Annotated in this window: 14 protein-coding genes; 1 reads left to right on the top strand and 13 read right to left on the bottom strand. The window is 75.3% G+C overall.

Annotated features, from left to right (window positions below; all coding sequences use genetic code 11):
* The 6 genes from cobC to cobM are packed head-to-tail and all read right to left on the bottom strand — an operon-like array spanning position 1 to position 6,321.
* On the bottom strand, positions 1 to 1,074 hold the full coding sequence (cobC, locus tag AQJ11_RS20740) for an Rv2231c family histidinol phosphate aminotransferase CobC (protein WP_079082367.1): 1,074 nt from the start codon (positions 1,072 to 1,074) through the stop codon (positions 1 to 3).
* On the bottom strand, positions 1,064 to 1,999 hold the full coding sequence (locus AQJ11_RS20745) for a sirohydrochlorin chelatase (RefSeq protein WP_014671924.1): 936 nt from the start codon (positions 1,997 to 1,999) through the stop codon (positions 1,064 to 1,066). The genes cobC and AQJ11_RS20745 overlap by 11 nt, the downstream gene beginning before the upstream one ends.
* Positions 1,996 to 2,586: a precorrin-8X methylmutase gene (locus AQJ11_RS20750; RefSeq protein WP_059263991.1), complete on the bottom strand. Its 591-nt coding sequence runs from the start codon at positions 2,584 to 2,586 to the stop codon at positions 1,996 to 1,998. Before AQJ11_RS20750 ends, AQJ11_RS20745 begins: the two co-directional genes overlap by 4 nt.
* Positions 2,583 to 4,274: a precorrin-3B C(17)-methyltransferase gene (cobJ, locus tag AQJ11_RS20755; protein WP_059263992.1), complete on the bottom strand. Its 1,692-nt coding sequence runs from the start codon at positions 4,272 to 4,274 to the stop codon at positions 2,583 to 2,585. Before cobJ ends, AQJ11_RS20750 begins: the two co-directional genes overlap by 4 nt.
* On the bottom strand, positions 4,271 to 5,506 hold the full coding sequence (locus AQJ11_RS20760) for a bifunctional cobalt-precorrin-7 (C(5))-methyltransferase/cobalt-precorrin-6B (C(15))-methyltransferase (protein ID WP_059263993.1): 1,236 nt from the start codon (positions 5,504 to 5,506) through the stop codon (positions 4,271 to 4,273). The genes cobJ and AQJ11_RS20760 overlap by 4 nt, the downstream gene beginning before the upstream one ends.
* On the bottom strand, positions 5,503 to 6,321 hold the full coding sequence (cobM, locus tag AQJ11_RS20765) for a precorrin-4 C(11)-methyltransferase (RefSeq protein WP_058080051.1): 819 nt from the start codon (positions 6,319 to 6,321) through the stop codon (positions 5,503 to 5,505). The genes AQJ11_RS20760 and cobM overlap by 4 nt, the downstream gene beginning before the upstream one ends.
* Before the next feature lie 82 nt (positions 6,322 to 6,403).
* Between cobM and AQJ11_RS20770 the strand changes: the two genes are divergently transcribed.
* Entirely contained in the window at positions 6,404 to 7,132 is a 729-nt protein-coding gene (locus tag AQJ11_RS20770; protein WP_014671919.1) for a ZIP family metal transporter, read from the top strand.
* Between the two features lie 11 nt (positions 7,133 to 7,143).
* Here the strand turns inward: AQJ11_RS20770 and cobI are convergent, their stop codons facing one another.
* Genes cobI through AQJ11_RS20805 form a run of 7 tightly spaced genes read right to left on the bottom strand, consistent with a single transcriptional unit; the run spans position 7,144 to position 17,973 of the window.
* Positions 7,144 to 7,893 carry a precorrin-2 C(20)-methyltransferase gene (gene cobI / locus AQJ11_RS20775; protein ID WP_058083792.1) on the bottom strand — a complete coding sequence of 250 codons (750 nt, stop codon included), beginning with the start codon at positions 7,891 to 7,893 and terminating at the stop codon, positions 7,144 to 7,146.
* Complete coding sequence (locus AQJ11_RS20780) at positions 7,890 to 9,260, bottom strand: cobyrinic acid a,c-diamide synthase CobB (RefSeq protein WP_175252113.1); 1,371 nt, start codon at positions 9,258 to 9,260, stop codon at positions 7,890 to 7,892. Before AQJ11_RS20780 ends, cobI begins: the two co-directional genes overlap by 4 nt.
* Entirely contained in the window at positions 9,260 to 9,859 is a 600-nt protein-coding gene (cobO, locus tag AQJ11_RS20785; protein WP_014671916.1) for a cob(I)yrinic acid a,c-diamide adenosyltransferase, read from the bottom strand. Before cobO ends, AQJ11_RS20780 begins: the two co-directional genes overlap by 1 nt.
* Positions 9,859 to 11,865, bottom strand: a complete 2,007-nt coding sequence (locus tag AQJ11_RS20790; RefSeq protein WP_059263994.1) for a putative cobaltochelatase — start codon at positions 11,863 to 11,865, stop codon at positions 9,859 to 9,861. Before AQJ11_RS20790 ends, cobO begins: the two co-directional genes overlap by 1 nt.
* Complete coding sequence (cobN, locus tag AQJ11_RS20795) at positions 11,862 to 15,527, bottom strand: cobaltochelatase subunit CobN (protein ID WP_059263995.1); 3,666 nt, start codon at positions 15,525 to 15,527, stop codon at positions 11,862 to 11,864. The genes AQJ11_RS20790 and cobN overlap by 4 nt, the downstream gene beginning before the upstream one ends.
* On the bottom strand, positions 15,524 to 17,032 hold the full coding sequence (locus tag AQJ11_RS20800; RefSeq protein ID WP_014671913.1) for a cobyric acid synthase: 1,509 nt from the start codon (positions 17,030 to 17,032) through the stop codon (positions 15,524 to 15,526). The genes cobN and AQJ11_RS20800 overlap by 4 nt, the downstream gene beginning before the upstream one ends.
* Entirely contained in the window at positions 17,029 to 17,973 is a 945-nt protein-coding gene (locus tag AQJ11_RS20805; protein ID WP_059263996.1) for a cobalamin biosynthesis protein, read from the bottom strand. Before AQJ11_RS20805 ends, AQJ11_RS20800 begins: the two co-directional genes overlap by 4 nt.
* Positions 17,974 to 17,996: the final 23 nt, after the last annotated feature.

Raw genomic sequence — 17,996 nt, forward strand, 5'->3', positions numbered from 1 at the left:
TCAGCCGGGCGGATCCAGCGCGGCCGAAAGCGCCCGCAAGAAGCCGTTCACCGTCACCCGGTCCCGCACGGCGACCCGCACCCACTCCTGACCGAGCCCCGGGAACGTGTCACCCCGCCGCACCGCATGACCGAGCTCCCGCAGCCGCCGCCGTACCCCGGCCGCACCCGGCATACGGACCAGCACGAACGGCCCTTCCGCCGGCTCCACCACCCGCACTCCGCGGGCGGCGAACGCGGCCAGCCCGGCCACCAGGTGCGCCCGGTCCCCGGCGATGCGGTGCGCCGCGTGCCCCGCCTCCGCCAGCGCCCTCGGCGCCACACACGCCTCCGCCGCCGCCAGCGCGGGTGTCGACACCGGCCACAACGGCTGGGCCCGCTCCAGCTCGGCGATCATCTCGGGCGCGGCCAGGACGTACCCGATGCGCAGCCCGGCCAGCCCCCAGGTCTTGGTGAGGCTGCGCAGCACGACGAGCCCCGGTACATCGGTCCGCCCGGCCAGCGCCTCCCGCTCACCCGGCACCGCGTCCATGAACGCCTCGTCCACCACCAGCGTCCGCCCCGGGCGGGCGAGCCGGACGACCGTCTCCGCCGGATGCAGCACCGACGTCGGGTTCGTGGGGTTGCCGATCACCACCAGGTCGGCTTCCTCCGGCACGGCCGCCGGGTCCAGCCGGAACCCGTCCCGCTCCCGCAGCAGCACCCGGTCCACGGTGTGCCCGGCGTCCCGCAGCGCGGCCTCCGGCTCGGTGAACTGCGGGTGCACGACCACCGGCCGGCGGACCTTCAGCGCGCGGGCGAGCAGGACGAACGCCTCCGCCGCCCCCGCCGTCAGCAGCACCCGCTCCACCGGCAGCCCGTGCCGCGCCGCCACCGCCGCCCGCGCGGCCCGCCCGTCCGGGTAGGCCGCGAGGGACGACAGCGAACCGGCGATCTCCTCACGCAGCCACGGCGGAGGCGTGTCCGCGCGGACGTTGACGGCGAGGTCGACCAGGGCGGCCCCGTCGTCCCGCACCTCGGCGTCCCCGTGGTGCCGCAGATCGTGACCGGACCCGCCGGCCGCTTCAGTGCGCATGGCTGTGCGAGTGCCCCCCGTGGTGGTGCCCGTGCCCGTGCCCGTGGTGGTGGTCGTCGTCGTCCGGGTGGAAGTGCGGCTGCTGCGGCAGCCCGACCTTGTCCTCGAAGCCCGGCAGCGCGATCCGGTACACGCACGAGTCGCAGTTCATGCGCAGATCACCCTTGACGGCCTCCTCGTACCGCTCCATCACCAGGTCCAGCAGCTCCGGCTCGGGCCCGATGACATCGGCCGAGCGCACCTCGACCTCCGGGTGCGCCGCGGCCCACCCCTCGGTCTGCTGCCGCACCCGGTCCGGCAGGATGCCGGTGAACAGGAAGTAGGGGAGCACGACGATCCGCCGCGCCCCCAGCGCCGCGCACCGGTCCAGCCCGCTCGGCACGTCGGGCGCCGCGAGCGAGACGAACGCCGTCTCCACGCCGGCGTACCCCCGGCCCTCCCACAGCAGCCGCGCCGCCTTGAACACCTCGGCGTTGGCGTCGGGGTCGGTGGAGCCGCGCCCGACCAGCAGCACGGTGACCTCGGCCCGGTCCTCCGGGGTGCGGGCGGACGACCCGAGCGCCTCGTCCAGCCGCCGCTCCAGCACGTCCAGCAGCGCCGGGTGGGGGCCCAGCGGACGGCCGTAGGTGTACGAGATGCCCGGGTGCCGCTCCTTCTCCCGGGCCAGCGCGGCCGGGATGTCACCCTTGGCGTGCCCGGCGGACACCAGCATCAGCGGCACGGCGGCGAACCGGCGTACGCCCTGTTCGACCAGCTCGGCGACGGCCTCGCCCAGCGGCGGCGGGGACAGTTCGATGAAGCCGCCGGCGACGGGCAGCCCGGGGTGGCGGCGCCCCAGCTCCCGGACGAAGTCGCGGAACGCCTCGGCTCCGGCGTCGTCACGGGTGCCGTGGCCGGCGATGAGCAGGGCGGGCGGGGTGGTCACGAGGTCTCCTCGGAGTGTGGAACGGGGTGGTACAGCAGGGCGTTGAGCGCGGCGGACGCGACCGCCGACCCGCCCTTCTCGGACACGTTGCTCACGGCGGGCAGCCCGCTCATCCGCAACGCGGCCTTGGACTCGACCGCGCCGACGAAGCCGACGGGCAGTCCGATGACGAGCGCCGGGGCGGCGTCCAGGGTCAGCAGCTCCTCCAGCGCGGTCGGCGCGTTGCCGATCACCCAGAGGGCACCGGGGCCGACCTGCTCGTACGCGAGCCGGATCGCGTGCGCCGACCGGGTCAGACCCGGCCCGGCCACGGCGTCCCTGAGCCGGCAGACGGTCTCCCGCCGGGTGATCCCGGCGGCCACCATCTCGACGTCCACGACCACCGGCGCCCCGGCGTGCAGCGCCGCGTGCGCCGTCACCAGCTCGCCCTCGTCCATGACGAGGTCGTTCGCGTACTCCAGGTCGGCGGCGGAGTGGATGACCCGCTCCACCACCGCCCGGGTCAGCGGCGGGAAGTGCGAGGTGTCCAGGCGGGCGCGCAGCCGCCGGTAGGACTCCTCCTCGATCGGGTGGACGACGCGGTTCACTTCGCCTCCTCCTGCGATGCCTGCCAGCGGTAGCCGCGCGGCGTCACCATGCGCCCCGCGATCTCACGGGTCGCCGTGTTGCCCACGGTGACGACCGTCATCATGTCGACCGTCGCCGGGTCCAGAGCGGCGAGCGTGGTGACCCGGGCGGCCTCGTCCGGCCGGGAGGCGTTGCGGACGACACCGACGGGCGTCGTCGGCTCCCGGTGTCCGGCGAGGATCGCGAGCGCCTTGGGCAACTGCCAGTCGCGGCCCCGGGAGCGCGGGTTGTAGAAGGTGACGACGAGGTCCGACTCGGCCGCCGCGCGCACCCGGCGCTCGATGACCTCCCACGGCGTGTGCAGGTCGGACAGGCTGATGGACACGTGGTCGTGGCCCAGCGGCGCGCCCAGGACCGCCCCGGCGGCCAGCGCGGCCGTCACCCCGGGCACCCCGACCACGTCGATGTCGTCGGAGGCCTCGGCGAGCGCCGGCGAGGCCATGGCGTACACGCCCGCGTCCCCGCTGCCGATCAGCGCCACCGCGTGCCCCGCGCGGGCCTCGGCGACCGCCGTCCGGGCCCGCTCCTCCTCCGCGCCGAGCCCCGACTCCAGCACCCGGGTGCCGGGCCGCAGCAGATCGCGGATCTGGTCCACGTACTGGTCGAGGCCGACCAGCACCGACGCCCGCCGCAGCTCGGCCGCCGCGCGCGGGGTGAGCAGGTCCCGGGCGCCCGGCCCGAGGCCGACGACCGCGAGCCGTCCGCGCCCCGGACGCCGTACGACCGCGCAGGTCGCCATCGCCGGACGCGCGGCCGACTTGCGCTTGGGGACGAGGAGTTCACCGCCCCGGGCCAGGGCGGCGGCCTCCGCGACCGACGGGGTGCCGACGGCCGCGAGGGGCGCGTCGGACGGGTTGGGCACCTCGACCGCCGCCAGTTCCCCGGCGGAGTACGTCACCAGGGGCACCCCGAGCCGTTCGGCGGCGGCCACGATGCCCGGCTCCTCCGCCTTGGCGTCCACGGTGGCCAGCTCGGCGACCGACCGCGGCGAGAGGCCCGCCTCCCGCAGCGCCTCCTCGACCAGGCCGAGCACCTCCTCGGCCGGCGCGCCCTTCGACGCGCCGACCCCGACCACCAGCGACGGCGGCCTGAGCAGCACCTCCCGCTCGCCCGCCGCGACGGCCCGGTCGGTGACCCGGATCGTGTACGCCCCCTGGGGCGCGACCGGCAGCGGCGGCAGCGGCCAGACCACCTCGGTCTCCAGCGCCACCGGTTCGCCGTCCAGCAGCGCCCGGGAGACCGCGGCGACCGCCCCCTCGTACGGCAGGCCGAGCGTGTCCAGGCCCGGCAGCCCGGCGGCGTCCGTCGCGGTCGTCACCACCGGTTCGGCGCCCAGCACCTCACCCACCTCGCGGGCGAGCGCGTTGGCGCCGCCCGCGTGCCCGCCGAGCAGCGACACCGCGAACCGGCCGCCCTCGTCCACGCACACCACGCCCGGGTCGGCCGCCTTGCCGGCGAGCAGCGGCGCGAGCAGCCGTACCACCGCCCCGGTGGCCAGGAAGCACACCACCTGCTCGCACTCCGCGAACGCGGCCCGCACGGCCTCGCCGACAGGACCCTCGTAGACGCGCGTACGCTCCGGCCAGGCCGCGGCCAGCCGGTCCCGCGCCGCCGCCCCCGCCGCGGTGGCGGAAATGAGGCCGATCACTGGACTACTCCTTCACTAGACGCCGGGGTTCTCACGCCCCACAGCAGGAACACGGGATTGGTGGCCGCCAGCCGGGTCACGTCCCCCGGCAGCGGCGCGAGGCGCGAGGACTGCAACAGCACCCCGTCGCAGGTGAACCCGGCGTCCGCCAACGCCTGCCGGGCCGCCGGCACCCGGTCCAGCGCGGCCACGGCGACGACGACCGTCCGCCGGGCCCGCCGCGCGCACGCGGTCACCACGGCGGGCAGCTCCCGGCCCCCGCCGCCGACGAACACCGCGTCGGGATCGCCGGCCAGCCCCGCCAGGGCGTCCGGCGCCGAGCCGTGCACCACGTCCACGTCGACGCCGTGGGCGTCCGCGTTGGCACGGACGCGCGCCACCCCGTCCGGGGTCTTCTCGACGGCGACGACCGCGGCACCGAGCCGGGCGCACTCCACCGCGACCGACCCCGACCCGGCGCCCACGTCCCACACCAGGTCGCCCAGGCGCGGCCCCAGCCGGGCCAGGGCCAGCGCCCGCACCTCGAACTTGGTGATCATCGAGTCCCGGTGCGCGAACGCGTCCTCCTCCAGGGCCCAGCGGGCCGGAGCGCCGGGCACCCCGGCCACCGTCCGCACCGCACCGAGCGCCCGCGCCTCGTCCAGGCACAGCACCACGCTCACCGCCGTACCCCAGTCCCGGGCCGCCGCCTCGGCGGCCGTCACCCGCTCCACGCGCTCCCGCCGCGGATCGCCGAGCGCGCTCGCCACGACCAGGGTCCGGTCACCGGGGAGCGCGGCCCCCAGCTCGGCCGGCCCGGCGCCCGGTCCGGTCAGCACGGCCACCTTCGGCCGCGCCCGGCACACGTTCACCGCCGTCCGCAGCTCCCGGCCGTGCGCGCTGACCACCACCGCGTCGTCCCAGGGCAGCCCGATCCGGGCGAAGGCGGCGGCCACGGAGGACACCCCCGGACGCACGTCCAGCAGCCCGGACCCGAACCGCTCGGCCAGCGCCCGCACGATCCCGAAGAACCCCGGGTCCCCGGACGCCAGCACGACCACCGGCAGCTCCTTGCCGACGTACCCGGCGATGGTCTCCAGGGCGGGCGCCAGCGGGCCGAGCACCACCCGCTCCGCCCCCTCGGGCAGCCGTACGGCGTCCAGGTGCCGCCGCCCGCCGACGACCAGCGCGGCCCCGGCCAGGACGTCCACGGGGACCGGCGCCCCGGTCCCCGTACCGACGACGGTGATCAACTCTTCGCCCGCTGCTCGCGCAGCGCCCGCCGCGCCTCGGGGTCGGCCTTGCGGTAGCCGTGGAAGTGACCCGGGTGGTACAGGTGCGAACGCGTCCCGCGCGCGTCCAGCGCCGGGCCGACCAGGAACAGCGTGTGCTTCCAGAGCCTGTGCTCCTTGACCGTCTCCTCCAGCGTGCCGATCGTGCACTTGACGACCAGCTCCTCGGGCCAGGTCGCCTGGTAGGCGATCACCACCGGGGTGCTCGTCGGGTAGCCGCCCTCCAGCAGCTCCCGCACGAGCTGCCCGCTGCGCGCCGCCGACAGGAAGATCGCCATGGTGGTGCCGTGGCGGGCGAACTCGCGCACCTCCTCACCGGGCGGCATCGGCGTCTTGCCCCCGCCCAGCCGGGTCAGCACCACGGACTGCGCGACCTCGGGAATCGTCAGCTCGCGCTGCGCCAGCGCGGCCACGGCGGAGAAGGAGGACACGCCCGGGACGACCTCGGTCGCGATGCCGATCTCCCGGCAGCGGTCCAGCTGCTCCTGCGTGCCGCCCCACAGGGCCGGGTCGCCGGAGTGGATGCGGGCCACCGCGAGCCCCTCCTCGAACGCGCGTCGGTACACCGCGACCACGTCCTCCAGCGACATGGTCGCCGAGTCCAGGACCTCGGCGTCCTCGCGGGCGTGTTCGAGGACCTCCGCCTGGACCAGGCTCGCGGCCCAGATCACGACGTCGGCCTCGGCGATGGCCCGCGCGGCACGGAACGTCAGCAGATCGGCGGCGCCGGGGCCGGCACCGACGAAGGTCACCTTGCCGGTGGGGGCATCGGCCATGGGAATCGGTCCTCTCCTACGAGTACTGCGGTTGTGGCTGTCGGACGTGCGGGAACGCGGGTCGATCCGATAGCAAGGGCCTATGGCGGTCTTCGTCGCGCTCGGCGCGTTCCTGATGACGCTGGCCGGCGGCTGGACGGCACAGCGCGTGACCGACCGCCGCCATCTGGTGCTGGGCCTGGCCGGCGGGCTGATGCTCGGCGTGGCCGGCCTGGACCTGCTGCCGGAGGCGCTCCGGACGGCGGGCGCCGAGGTCCACGGCGTCCCGGCCGCGCTCCTGCTGTTCCTGGCCGGCTTCCTCCTCGCCCATCTGGTGGAACGCCTGCTGGCGGCCCGCCGCGCCGCCCACGGCGCGGACGAGCACCACCACAGGGCCCCCGAGGTGGGCCTGACGGCGGCCGGGGCGATGGTGGGCCACAGCCTGATGGACGGCGTGGCGATCGGTGCGTCGTTCCAGGTGGGCGGCGGCATGGGCACCGCGGTCGCGCTCGCCGTCATCGCCCACGACTTCGCGGACGGCTTCAACACCTTCACTTTGACCAGCCTGTACGGCAACGCCCGCCGCAAGGCCCTCGCCATGCTCTTCGCGGACGCCGTCGCACCCGTCGCCGGAGCCGCCGCGTCCACGTTCCTCACCGTCCCGGCGGGCGTCCTCGGCGGCTATCTCGGCCTGTTCGGCGGCGCACTGCTGTACCTCGCCGCGGCGGAGATCCTCCCCGAGGCCCACCACGAGCACCCCGCCCGTTCGACCCTGCTGTGCACGGTCGCGGGCGCGGCCTTCATCTGGCTGGTGGTGGGCGTCGCGGGGTGACCCGGGCCGGGTCACAGCTTTCCGCCCCGGCCGTCGTCCCGGCGCGGCGGCGCGATCAGCGTCGACAGGTACGGCAGCGGCGTCCCGTCCAGCTCGGCGGCCGGGCGGACCGACTCCTCCGGCAGCCCCAGCGCCGAGCCCCACACCGCGCCCCCGAGCCGCCCGGTCTCCCGCAGCGCCCGCGCGACCTCGGCGGCCTGCCGGCCGAACTTGTACGCCACGACCGTCCCCGGCCCGGCCAGCGCCTCCTTCAGCACCGCCGACCCGGCCGTCACCGGCACCAGGGTCAGCGGCTCGGTGCCCTCGGTCAGCACGGCCCCGGAGCGCGCCGCGAGGTCCTGCATGGCGGTGATCCCGGGCACGGTCTCCACGGTGACACCCGGCACCAGCTCCACGATGGTCTGCGCGAGATAGGTGAACGTCGAGTACACGTTCGGGTCCCCGATGGTGGCGAACGCGACCGACCCGTGCGCTTCCAGCAGTTCGGCGACCCGCTGCCCGGCCGCGTCCCAGGCCGCCTCGCGCCGGGCCCGGTCGCTGCGCTCGTTCAGCGCGAACACCACCCGGACGACCTTCTCCGCGGGCACGTAGTGCGACACGGTCGCCTCGGCCCGCCCGGGCTCCCCGCCATCCGTTCCGTCGGGCGCGGCCATGACGGGTACGACGACGACATCGGCGGCCCGCAGCGCGTTGACCCCCTTCACGGTCACCAGCTCCGGATCACCGGGACCGACCCCGACCCCGACCAGCCTGCTGCTCATGACGTCCGGCACCTCTCCACGAACCGACGGGCGACACCGGGCTCGGACGCCCAGTGCGTGTGCAGATAACTCGCGTGCACGCCCTGCTGTACGAAACCTTCGACCCGCCGGGCCGGGGCCCGTACGCCCCAGGCGGGAGCGGCACCGGCGCCCGGTTCGACGACGGTGCGGTGGAACTCGTGGCCCCGCATCCGCGTCCCGGCCGGCGCCAGCGCGCTGTCGCCGACGGCCACGGCGTCCCGGTAGCCGAGGGTCAGCCGGTCGGTCATCCGCGCGGTGGCGTCGAGCACACCGCACATGGGCCGCCCGTCCAGCTCGCGGCAGAGGTAGAGCAGCCCGGCGCACTCGGCGGCCACGGGGGCGCCGGAAAGGGCCAGTTCGGCCACGGCCTCGCGCAGCGGCTCGTTGGCGGACAGCTCGGCGGCGTACACCTCGGGGAACCCGCCCCCGACGACCAGCCCGGCCGTGCCCTCGGGCAGCCGCTCGTCACGGAGCGGATCGAAGGGGACGACTTCGGCTCCGGCGGCGGTGAGCAGTTCGGTGTGCTCGGCGTAGGAGAAGGTGAACGCGGGCCCGCCGGCGACGGCGACGACAGGGGCGCGCTTCTCGGCGGGCCGGGGCGGGTGATCGGCGGGCGGGGCGGGGGTCCAGGGGGCGGAGCCCGCCGGGAGGGCGCCGGCAGTGCGGGCGAGTGCTTCCAGCGCGTCCAGGTCACACCCCTGAGCCACCTGCGCGGCCATGGCCTGGACGGCGTCCACCGCCGCGGCCTGCCGCTCGGCGACCGGCACCAGTCCGAGGTGCCGGGAGGGCGTGTCCACCTGGGCGACCCGCCGCAAGGCACCCAGGACCGGCACACCCGAGGAGTCCAGCGCCTCCCGCAGCAACTCCTCGTGCCGGTCCGATGCGACCTTGTTGAGGATCACGCCCCCGACCCGCACCCGCGGATCCCAGGACGCGAACCCGTGCACCAGCGCCGCCACCGACCGCGACTGCGACGAGGCGTCCACGACGAGCACCACCGGCGCCCGGAGCAGCTTGGCGACGTGCGCGGTGGACGCCAGCTCACCTTCGCCGGCGGCCCCGTCGTACAGCCCCATCACGCCCTCGACCACGGCGAGGTCACACCCGCGCGACCCGTGCAGGAACAGCGGAGCGACCAGCTCCGGCCCGCACAGGTACGCGTCCAGGTTGCGCCCCACCCGCCCGGTCGCCAGGGCGTGGTACCCGGGGTCGATGTAGTCCGGCCCGACCTTGTGCGGGGACACGGCGAGCCCCCGCGCGGCGAACGCGGCCATCAGCCCCGTGGCGACGGTGGTCTTGCCGCTGCCCGAGGAGGGCGCGGCGATGACCAGCCGGGGGACGGACATCACCACTCGATGCCCTTCTGGCCCTTCTGCCCCACGTCCATGGGGTGCTTGACCTTGGACATGTCGGTGACGAGGTCGGCGAAGTCCACCAGCTTCTCCGGGGCGTTCCGCCCGGTGATCACCACGTGCTGGGTGCCGGGACGGCCGCGCAGCACGTCGATCACCTCGTCGGTGTCGACCCAGCCCCAGTGCATCGGGTACGCGAACTCGTCCAGCACGTACAGCCGGTACGTCTCGGCGGCCAGGTCCCGCTTGACCTGCTCCCAGCCCTCGCGGGCCTTCTCCTCGTTGTCCATCTGCGCGTCGCGCTGGACCCACGACCAGCCCTCGCCCATCTTGTGCCAGTCGACGGTCCCGCCCTCGCCGGAGGCGCCGAGCACCCTGAGCGCGTTCTCCTCGCCGACCTTCCACTTCGCCGACTTGACGAACTGGAACACCCCGATGGGCCACCCCTGGTTCCAGGCGCGCAGCGCGAGCCCGAACGCGGCCGTGGACTTGCCCTTGCCGACGCCCGTGTGCACGACGACCAGCGGACGGTTCCTGCGCTGACGGGTCGTCAGCCCGTCGTCCGGTACGACACTCGGCTGTCCCTGCGGCACTACGCGGCCCTCCTCTTCGTCCCCTGCACATCCCTGACCAGCCCGGCGATCGAGTCGGCCCGCAGCTCGTCCAGCGTGACGGCCGTACCGCCCAGCCGACCGGCCAGCTCCCCGGCGAGCCCGAGCCGCACCGGCCCCGACTCGCAGTCCACGACCACCGAGGCAACCTGCTCGGCCGCGAACAGCCGCGCCGCCCGCCCCGCGAGGGCGACCGGCTCCGGGCCGCCGGTGGCCCGGCCGTCGGTCACCACGACCACCAGCGCCCGGCGCGCCGGGTCCCGCAGCCGCTCCACCCGCAGCACCTCGTGCGCCTTCAGCAGCCCGGCGGCGAGCGGCGTACGCCCCCCGGTGGGCAGCGACTCCAGCCGCGCGGCGGCGGCGTCGACGGAGGACGTCGGGGGCAGCGCGACCTCGGCCGCCGACCCCCGGAAGGTCACGAGCCCCACCTTGTCCCGCCGCTGGTAGGCGTCCAGCAGCAGCGACAGCACGGCCCCCTTCACGGCGCCCATCCGCTGCCGCGCCGCCATCGAGCCCGAGGCGTCCACCACGAACAGCACGAGGTTCCCCTCACGCCCCTCCCGGACCGCCTGCCGCAGATCGTCCCGCCGCACGACCAGCCCCGGCCCGGACCTGCCCCGCGCCCGCTGGTGCGGCGCGGCGGCCTGTACGGTCGCCGCCAGGTGCAGCTTGGTCAGGGCGCCCCGGGGCCGCCGGGCCCCGGTGGTCCGCCCGTGCTCGGTCCGTGCCCGCGACCGCCGCCCGGCGGCACCCTCGCCGACGCCCGGGACGGTCAGCGCCTTGGCACGGAAGGGTTCGGCGGCCCGTACGGCCGACTGCTCCTGCCCGCCGGACGCCTGCGGCTGCCCGCCCTCGCCGGCCTCGGGCCGCGCGCCGCTGCCGCCGTCCTCCCGCGGACCGCCGTCGGGCGCCGGCTGCCCGCCGCCCCCACCGGGCCCACCGGGGCCGTCGGGGTCCGGATCGTCGTCGGGGGACTCGCCGGAGAACTGCTCCAGCGTCTCGTCCAGCTTGTCCTCGTCCAGCCCCGGCGCGTCGAACGGGTTGCGCCGCCTGCGGTGGGGGAGCGCCAGCAGCGCGGCCTGCCGCACGTCCTCCGCGAGCACATCGGTCCGCCCGGCCCACGCGGCCAGCGCGGTCGCCGTACGGGCCATCACGATGTCGGCGCGCATGCCGTCCACCTCGAAGGCCGCGCAGGTCGCCGCGATCTGCCGCAGCGCCCCGTCGCCCAGCCGCACCCGCGGCACCAACTCCCGCGCCGCCACGATCCGCTGCCGTACGGCGGCCTCCTCACCGGCCCAGCGCGCGGCGAAGGCGGCCGGATCGTCGTCGTACGCCAGCCGGCGCCGCACGACCTCCACCCGCTGCTCCGGCTCCCGCGAGGCGGCCACCTCCACGGTCAGCCCGAACCGGTCCAGCAACTGCGGGCGCAGTTCGCCCTCTTCGGGGTTCATGGTGCCGACGAGCAGGAACCGGGCCGCGTGCCGCACGGACACACCCTCGCGCTCCACGTACGAGGCACCCATCGCCGCCGCGTCCAGCAACAGGTCGACCAGGTGGTCGTGGAGCAGGTTCACCTCGTCGACGTAGAGGATGCCCCGGTGCGCGTCGGCCAGCAGGCCCGGCTCGAAGGCCTTCACGCCCTCGGCCAGCGCCCGCTCGATGTCGAGGGCGCCGACGAGCCGGTCCTCGGAGGCGCCGACGGGCAGTTCGACCATCCGCGCGGGGCGCTCGACGCCGTCGCCGGACTCGTGCGGCCCGTCCGGGCAGGCGGGATCGGGGGAGGCCGGGTCACACGAGAACCGGCACCCGGGGACGACGGCCACCTGCGGCAGCAGCGCCGAGAGCGCCCGTACAGCCGTGGACTTCGCGGTGCCCTTCTCGCCGCGCACCAGCACACCGCCGACCGCCGGCGACACGGCGTTCAGCAGCAGCGCGAGCCGCAGGTCGTCCTGGCCGACGACGGCCGTAAAGGGGAACGGGGTGGTCACTGGTCGCCCTCCAAGTCGCCTTCCAGCTCCAGATACGTGGCGCGCAGCCGCTCCAGCGTGTCCGCGTCCGGCTCGGCCCACAGGCCCCGGTCCGCCGCCTCCAGCAGCCGCTCGGTGATCCCGCGCAGCGCCCACGGGTTGGACTTCTTCATGAAGTCCCGGTTCTCCGGGTCGAAGACGTACTCGGCGCTGAGCTTCTCGTACATCCAGTCGTCGACCACGCCCGCCGTCGCGTCGTAGCCGAACAGGTAGTCCACGGTCGCCGCCATCTCGAAGGCGCCCTTGTAGCCGTGCCGGCGCATGGCCGCCATCCAGCGCGGGTTGACCACCCGCGCCCGGAACACGCGGTGCGTCTCCTCGCCCAGCGTCCGCGTCCTCACCTGGTCGGGTACGGCCGAGTCGCCCACGTACGCCTCGGGGTTGGCGCCCGTCAGGTGCCGGACCATGGCGACCATGCCGCCGTGGTACTGGAAGTAGTCGTCCGCGTCGACCAGGTCGTGCTCACGGGTGTCGACGTTCTTCGCCGCCACCGCGATCCGCCGGAACGCCGTCTCCATGTCCCCGCGCGCCGCCCGCCCGTCGAGCCCGCGCCCGTAGGCGTAGCCGCCCCAGACGGCGTACACCTCGGCCAGGTCGGCGTCGCTGCGCCAGTTGCGCGCGTCGATCAGCGGCAGCAGACCGGCGCCGTACGCCCCCGGCTTCGAGCCGAAGATCCGGGCCGTGGCCCGGCGCCGGTCGCCGTGCCCGGCCGCGTCCTCCTCCACGTGCGCCCGCACGTAGTTGGACTCGGCCGGCTCCGCCAGCTCGGCCACCGCCCGCACCGCGTCGTCGATCAGCCCGACCACGTGCGGGAACGCGTCCCGGAAGAACCCGGAGATGCGCACGGTGACGTCGATGCGCGGGCGCCCCAGCTCCGCGAGCGGGATCACCTCGAAGCCGGTCACCCGGCGCGAGGCGTCGTCCCACACCGGGCGGCAGCCCAGCAGCGCCAGGATCTCGGCGATGTCGTCGCCCTGGGTGCGCATCGCGGACGTGCCCCACACCGTGAGCCCCACCGACCGGGGGTACTCCCCGGTGTCGCTCAGGTACCGCTGCACCAGCGAGTCCGCCAGCGACTGGCCGACCTCCCAGCTCAGCCGGGACGGGATCGCCTTGGGGTCGACCGAGTAGAAGTTGCGGCCGGTCGGCAGGACGTTGACCAGGCCCCGGGTCGGGGAGCCCGACGGGCCCGCCGGGACGTAACCGCCGTCCAGCGCCCGCAGGATGTGCCCGATCTCGTCGGTGGTCCGCGCCAGTCGCGGTACGACCTCGTCGCACGCGAACTCAAGCACCGCGACCGCCTCGGGGAGTTCGGCGCCGAGCACGCCCCGCAGGACGGCGGGGACGACCGCGCGGTCCCACGCCCGCGCCTCCATGCCCTCCGCGATCCGCCGGCACAGCTGCTCCAGCAGGTCGATGGTGTCGGCGGCGGTCCGGGACGGCCCGTCGACCAGGTCCGTCAGCTCCGCCGGCACCTTCACCCCGGCGCCCGGCTCGGCCAGCAGCTCCTTCTCCACCAGGCCGAAGTGCGCCGCCAGCGCGGCCCGCAGACCGGGCAGCGCGTCGGCCCGGCCGCCCCACACCTGGGAGGCGCGCAGCACCGCCAGCACGAGGTTCACGCGCGGTTCGCCGACCGGGCCGCCGCCGAGGATGTGCAGGCCGTCGCGGATCTGCACGTCCTTGATCTCGCACAGGTAGCCGTCGATGTGCATGACGAACTCGTCGAACGCCTCGTCGTCCGGCTGCTCGTCCACGTGCAGGTCGTGGTGCAGCTCCGCCGCCTTGACCAGCGTCCAGATCTGGGCGCGGACGGCCGGGGCCTTCGCCGGGTCCAGGTCGGAGACGAGGGCGTACTCGTCCAGCAGCTGCTCCAGCTTGGCCAGGTCGCCGTAGGTGTCCGCGCGGGCCATCGGCGGCACCAGGTGGTCGACCACGGTGGCGTGCCCGCGCCGCTTGGCCTGGGTGCCCTCACCGGGGTCGTTGACGATGAACGGGTAGACCAGCGGCAGGTCGCCGAGTACGGCGTCCGGGGCACACCCCCGCGACAGGCCCAGTCCCTTGCCGGGCAGCCACTCCATCGTGCCGTGCTTGCCCATGTGCACGATCGCGTCCGCGCCGAAGCCCCCCTCCGACGCAGCGGCCTCCAGCCAGCGGTAGGCCGCCATGTAGTGGTGGGAGGGCGGCATGTCGGGGTCGTGGTAGATCGCGATCGGGTTCTCGCCGAAGCCGCGCGGCGGCTGGATCATCACGACGACGTTCCCGAACCGGAGGCTGGCCAGCACGATGTCGTCGCCGTCCACGTACAGGCCGCCCGGCGGCTCGCCCCACGCCTCGGTCATCGCGTCCCGCAGCCCGGGGTCCAGCTTCTCGAACCACGCCCGGTAGTCGGCCAGCGGCACCCGTGCGGGCGCGGCGGCCAGCTGTTCCTCGGTCAGCCACTCCACGTCGTGCCCGCCGGCCTCGATCAGCCGGTGGATCAGCTCGTCGCCGCCCGAGGGGTACTCCGTGACCCCGTACCCGGCGTCCCGCAGCGCGTCCAGCACCCGGACCGCCGACGCGGGCGTGTCCAGGCCGACCGCGTTGCCGACCCGGGAGTGCTTGGTCGGGTACGCGGTGAAGACCAGCGCGATCCTCTTCTCCGCGTTCGGCTTGTGCTTCAGCCGGGCGTGCCTGACGGCGATCCCGGCCACGCGGGCGGCCCGCTCGGGGTCGGCGACGTACACCGGGACCTCGTCGGGGCCCTGCTCCTTGAAGGAGAACGGCACGGTGATCAACCGGCCGTCGAACTCCGGGATCGCGACCTGCATCGCCGCGTCCATGGGGGACAGGGCCGCGTCGGACTCCTCCCACGCGGCCCGCGAGGAGGTGAGGCACAGCCCCTGGAGCACCGGGACGTTCAAGTCGGCGAGCGCGCCGATGTCCCAGGACTCCTCGTCACCGCCCGCCGACGCCTGGGAGGCGTGCGTGCCGCCGGCCGCGAGCACGGTGGCGACCAGCGCGTCGGCCCGCCCCAGCAGCTCGTACAGGGCGGGGTCCGCGCCGCGCAGCGAACCGCAGTACACCGGGAGGGCGTTGGCGCCCCGCGCCTCGATCGCCTCGCACAGGGTGTCCACGAAGGCGGTGTTGCCGCTCAGTTCGTGCGCCCGGTAGAAGAGCACGCCCACGGTCGGCCGGCCGTCTTGGACCTCGTACGCGCCGTGCACGCCGAACTCCGGCATCCGGCGCGGCTCCTCGAAGCCCTCGCCGGTCAGCAGCACGGTGTCCGACAGGAACCGGGACAGCTCCAGCAGGTTCTCGGGGCCGCCCTCGACCAGGTACTTCAGCGCCTCCGCGACCACACCGGCCGGCACCGACGACTCCGCCATCAGCTCGGCGTCCGGCACGGCCTCGCCGCCCAGCAGCACGGTCGGGATGCCGGACGCCTTCAGCGCGGCCAGCCCGTCCTCCCAGGCCCGCTTGCCGCCCAGCAGCCGTACGACGGCGAGGTCCGCGCCCTCGACCAGGCCCGGCAGCTCCCCGGCGACGTCGACGCGGGTGGGGTTGCCGATGCGGTAGCCGGCGCCGGACGCCCGGGCGGCCAGCAGGTCCGTGTCGGCGGTCGACAACAACAACACTGTGCTCATGCGGGCGCTCCCGGTGGAATGAAAGGCAGTCCTTGCGGCGCGCCCGACTCGATGAGCCGCCACAGCGCGTCCGTGTCCGCGTGCTGTTCGATCAGGTCGCCGAGCCGGTCGAGCTGCTCCTCGCGCAGCGCGGCGAAGGAGGTGTCCGGCGCGGGCACGAAGCGGCGGCCCGCGGCGGCGGCCACCTCGCGCAGGAAGGCCCGACGGAAGCCGTCCGACTCCAGCGAGCCGTGCCAGTGGGTGCCCCAGGTCTGGCCCACCCGGCAGCCGTCCAGGAAGGGTTCGCCGCCCTCGATCGCGGCCACCCCGTGGTGGATCTCGTAGCCGTCGACCCGCTCGCCGAGGGCTTCGCCGCTGGGCCGGGTCAGGGTCTTCTCGCGGGCGAAGCGCACCCGGACGGGCAGGACGCCGAGCCCGTCGACGTGCCCGCGCCGGCTCTCGACGTCGTCCTCGATGTGCTCGCCGAGGATCTGGAAGCCGCCGCAGATACCGAGGACCGGGCGTCCCTGCGCGGCCCGGCGGACGAGGGCGTCGGCCAGCCCCCGCTCCCGCAGCCACTCCAGCGCCCGTACCGTCCCGCGCGTGCCCGGGACGACGACGAGATCGGCGTCCGCGAGCTCCTCCGGCCGGTCCACGAACCGCACGACCACGCCCGGTTCTGCGGCCAGCGCGTCCACGTCGGTGAAGTTGGACATCAGCGGGATCGCGCACACGGCGACCCGCAGCACGTCCTCGCCGACCGGGGGCGTCACGGAGGACTCGCGGACCGCGCCCCGCAGGGACACCCCCATCCCGTCCTCCTCGTCGATGCCGAGCCCGTGCCGGAAGGGCAGCACGCCGTACGTGCGCCGCCCGGTGAGGTCCCGGAGCATGTCCAGCCCGGGCTCCAGCAGGCCGACGTCGCCCCGGAACTTGTTCACCAGGAACCCGGCGACCAGCTCCTGGTCCTCCGGCGAGAGCAGGGCGACGGTGCCGAAGAAGGAGGCGAACACGCCCCCGCGGTCGATGTCGCCGACGACGAGCACGGGCAGCCGCGCGTTTCGCGCGATCCCCATGTTGACGATGTCGGTCCGCCGCAGGTTGATCTCGGCCGGGCTCCCCGCCCCCTCACAGATCACCGCGTCATACGTGCCCCGCAACTCGGCCAGGCAGTCCAGCACCGTGCCCAGCAGCCGCTGCTGGCGCCCGCCGTGGTACCCGCGCGCGCTCAGCTCGCCCACCGGCTTGCCCAGCAGCACCACCTGGCTGCTCTGCTCGCCGCCGGGCTTGAGCAGCACCGGGTTCATCAGCGCGGTCGGCTCCACCCGGCAGGCCTGGGCCTGCATGGCCTGCGCCCGGCCGATCTCCGCGCCCTCGCGCGTGACGAACGAGTTCAGGGACATGTTCTGCGCCTTGAACGGCGCGACTTTCACGCCCTGGCGCACCAGCCAGCGGCAGATGCCCGCCGTCACGACGCTCTTGCCCGCGTCGGAGGTGGTGCCGGCGACGAGGAGACCACCGTTCACTTCCCACGTCCTTTCATCAGGGCGCGCGCGGCCAGCGTGGTGCCGAGCGCGAGCAGGCCGACGCGGCGCGAGAGCCGTACGGCCCGGTCGATGTCGGTGACGCGGACCGGCCGTCCGGTGGCGCCGTTCAGCACCGGGCGGTGTTCGACCCGGCCGCCGTAGGAGAGCGTCCCGCCCAGGCGCACGCCGAGGGCGCCCGCGAAGGAGGCCTCCACGGGCCCGGCGTTGGGGCTCGGATGCCGCCGCGCGTCCGCCCGCCAGGCGCGCACGGCGCCGCGCGGATCGGGTCCGGCCACGGCGGCGAGTACGGCGGTCAGCCGGGCCCCCGGCCAGCCGGCGATGTCGTCCAGGCGGGCGGAGGCCCAGCCGTAGCGCCGGTGGCGGACCGACTTGTGACCCACCATCGCGTCCAGGGTGTTGACCGCCCGGAACCCGAGCAGTCCCGGGACCCCGGCCACGGCGCCCCAGACGAGCGCGCCGACCACGGCGTCGGAGGTGTTCTCGGCGACCGACTCGACCACGGCCCGGGCGATGCCGTCGGCGTCCAGTGCCTGCGGGTCCCGGCCGCACAGGTGCGGCAGCCGGGCGCGGGCGGCCTCGACGTCCCCGGCCTCAAGGGCCCGCCCGATGGCGCGGGCCTCCCGGGCGAGCGAGGTGCCGCCGACGACGGCCCAGGTGGCGGCGGCGGTCAGCGCGGCGGAGGCGGCAGGGGAGGGGCGTACGGCGCGTGCGGTCAGCGCGCCGAGGGCGACGGCGCCACCGGCGCACACGGCGGTGTGCAGTGCGCCCCAGCCGCGGTGGTCGTGCCACAGGGCGCGTTCCACGGCCCCGGCCGCCCGGCCGAACACGGCGACCGGATGCCCGCGGCGCGGATCGCCGAGGAGCAGGTCACCGAGGACGCCGGCGGCGGCACCGTACGCGTATGTGCGATCGGCACCCATCGGCTCAGCCGGCCGCGGGAACA

Origin of the sequence: Streptomyces corchorusii (genome assembly GCF_001514055.1) — a bacterium.
GTDB classification, from domain to species: domain Bacteria; phylum Actinomycetota; class Actinomycetes; order Streptomycetales; family Streptomycetaceae; genus Streptomyces; species Streptomyces olivaceoviridis.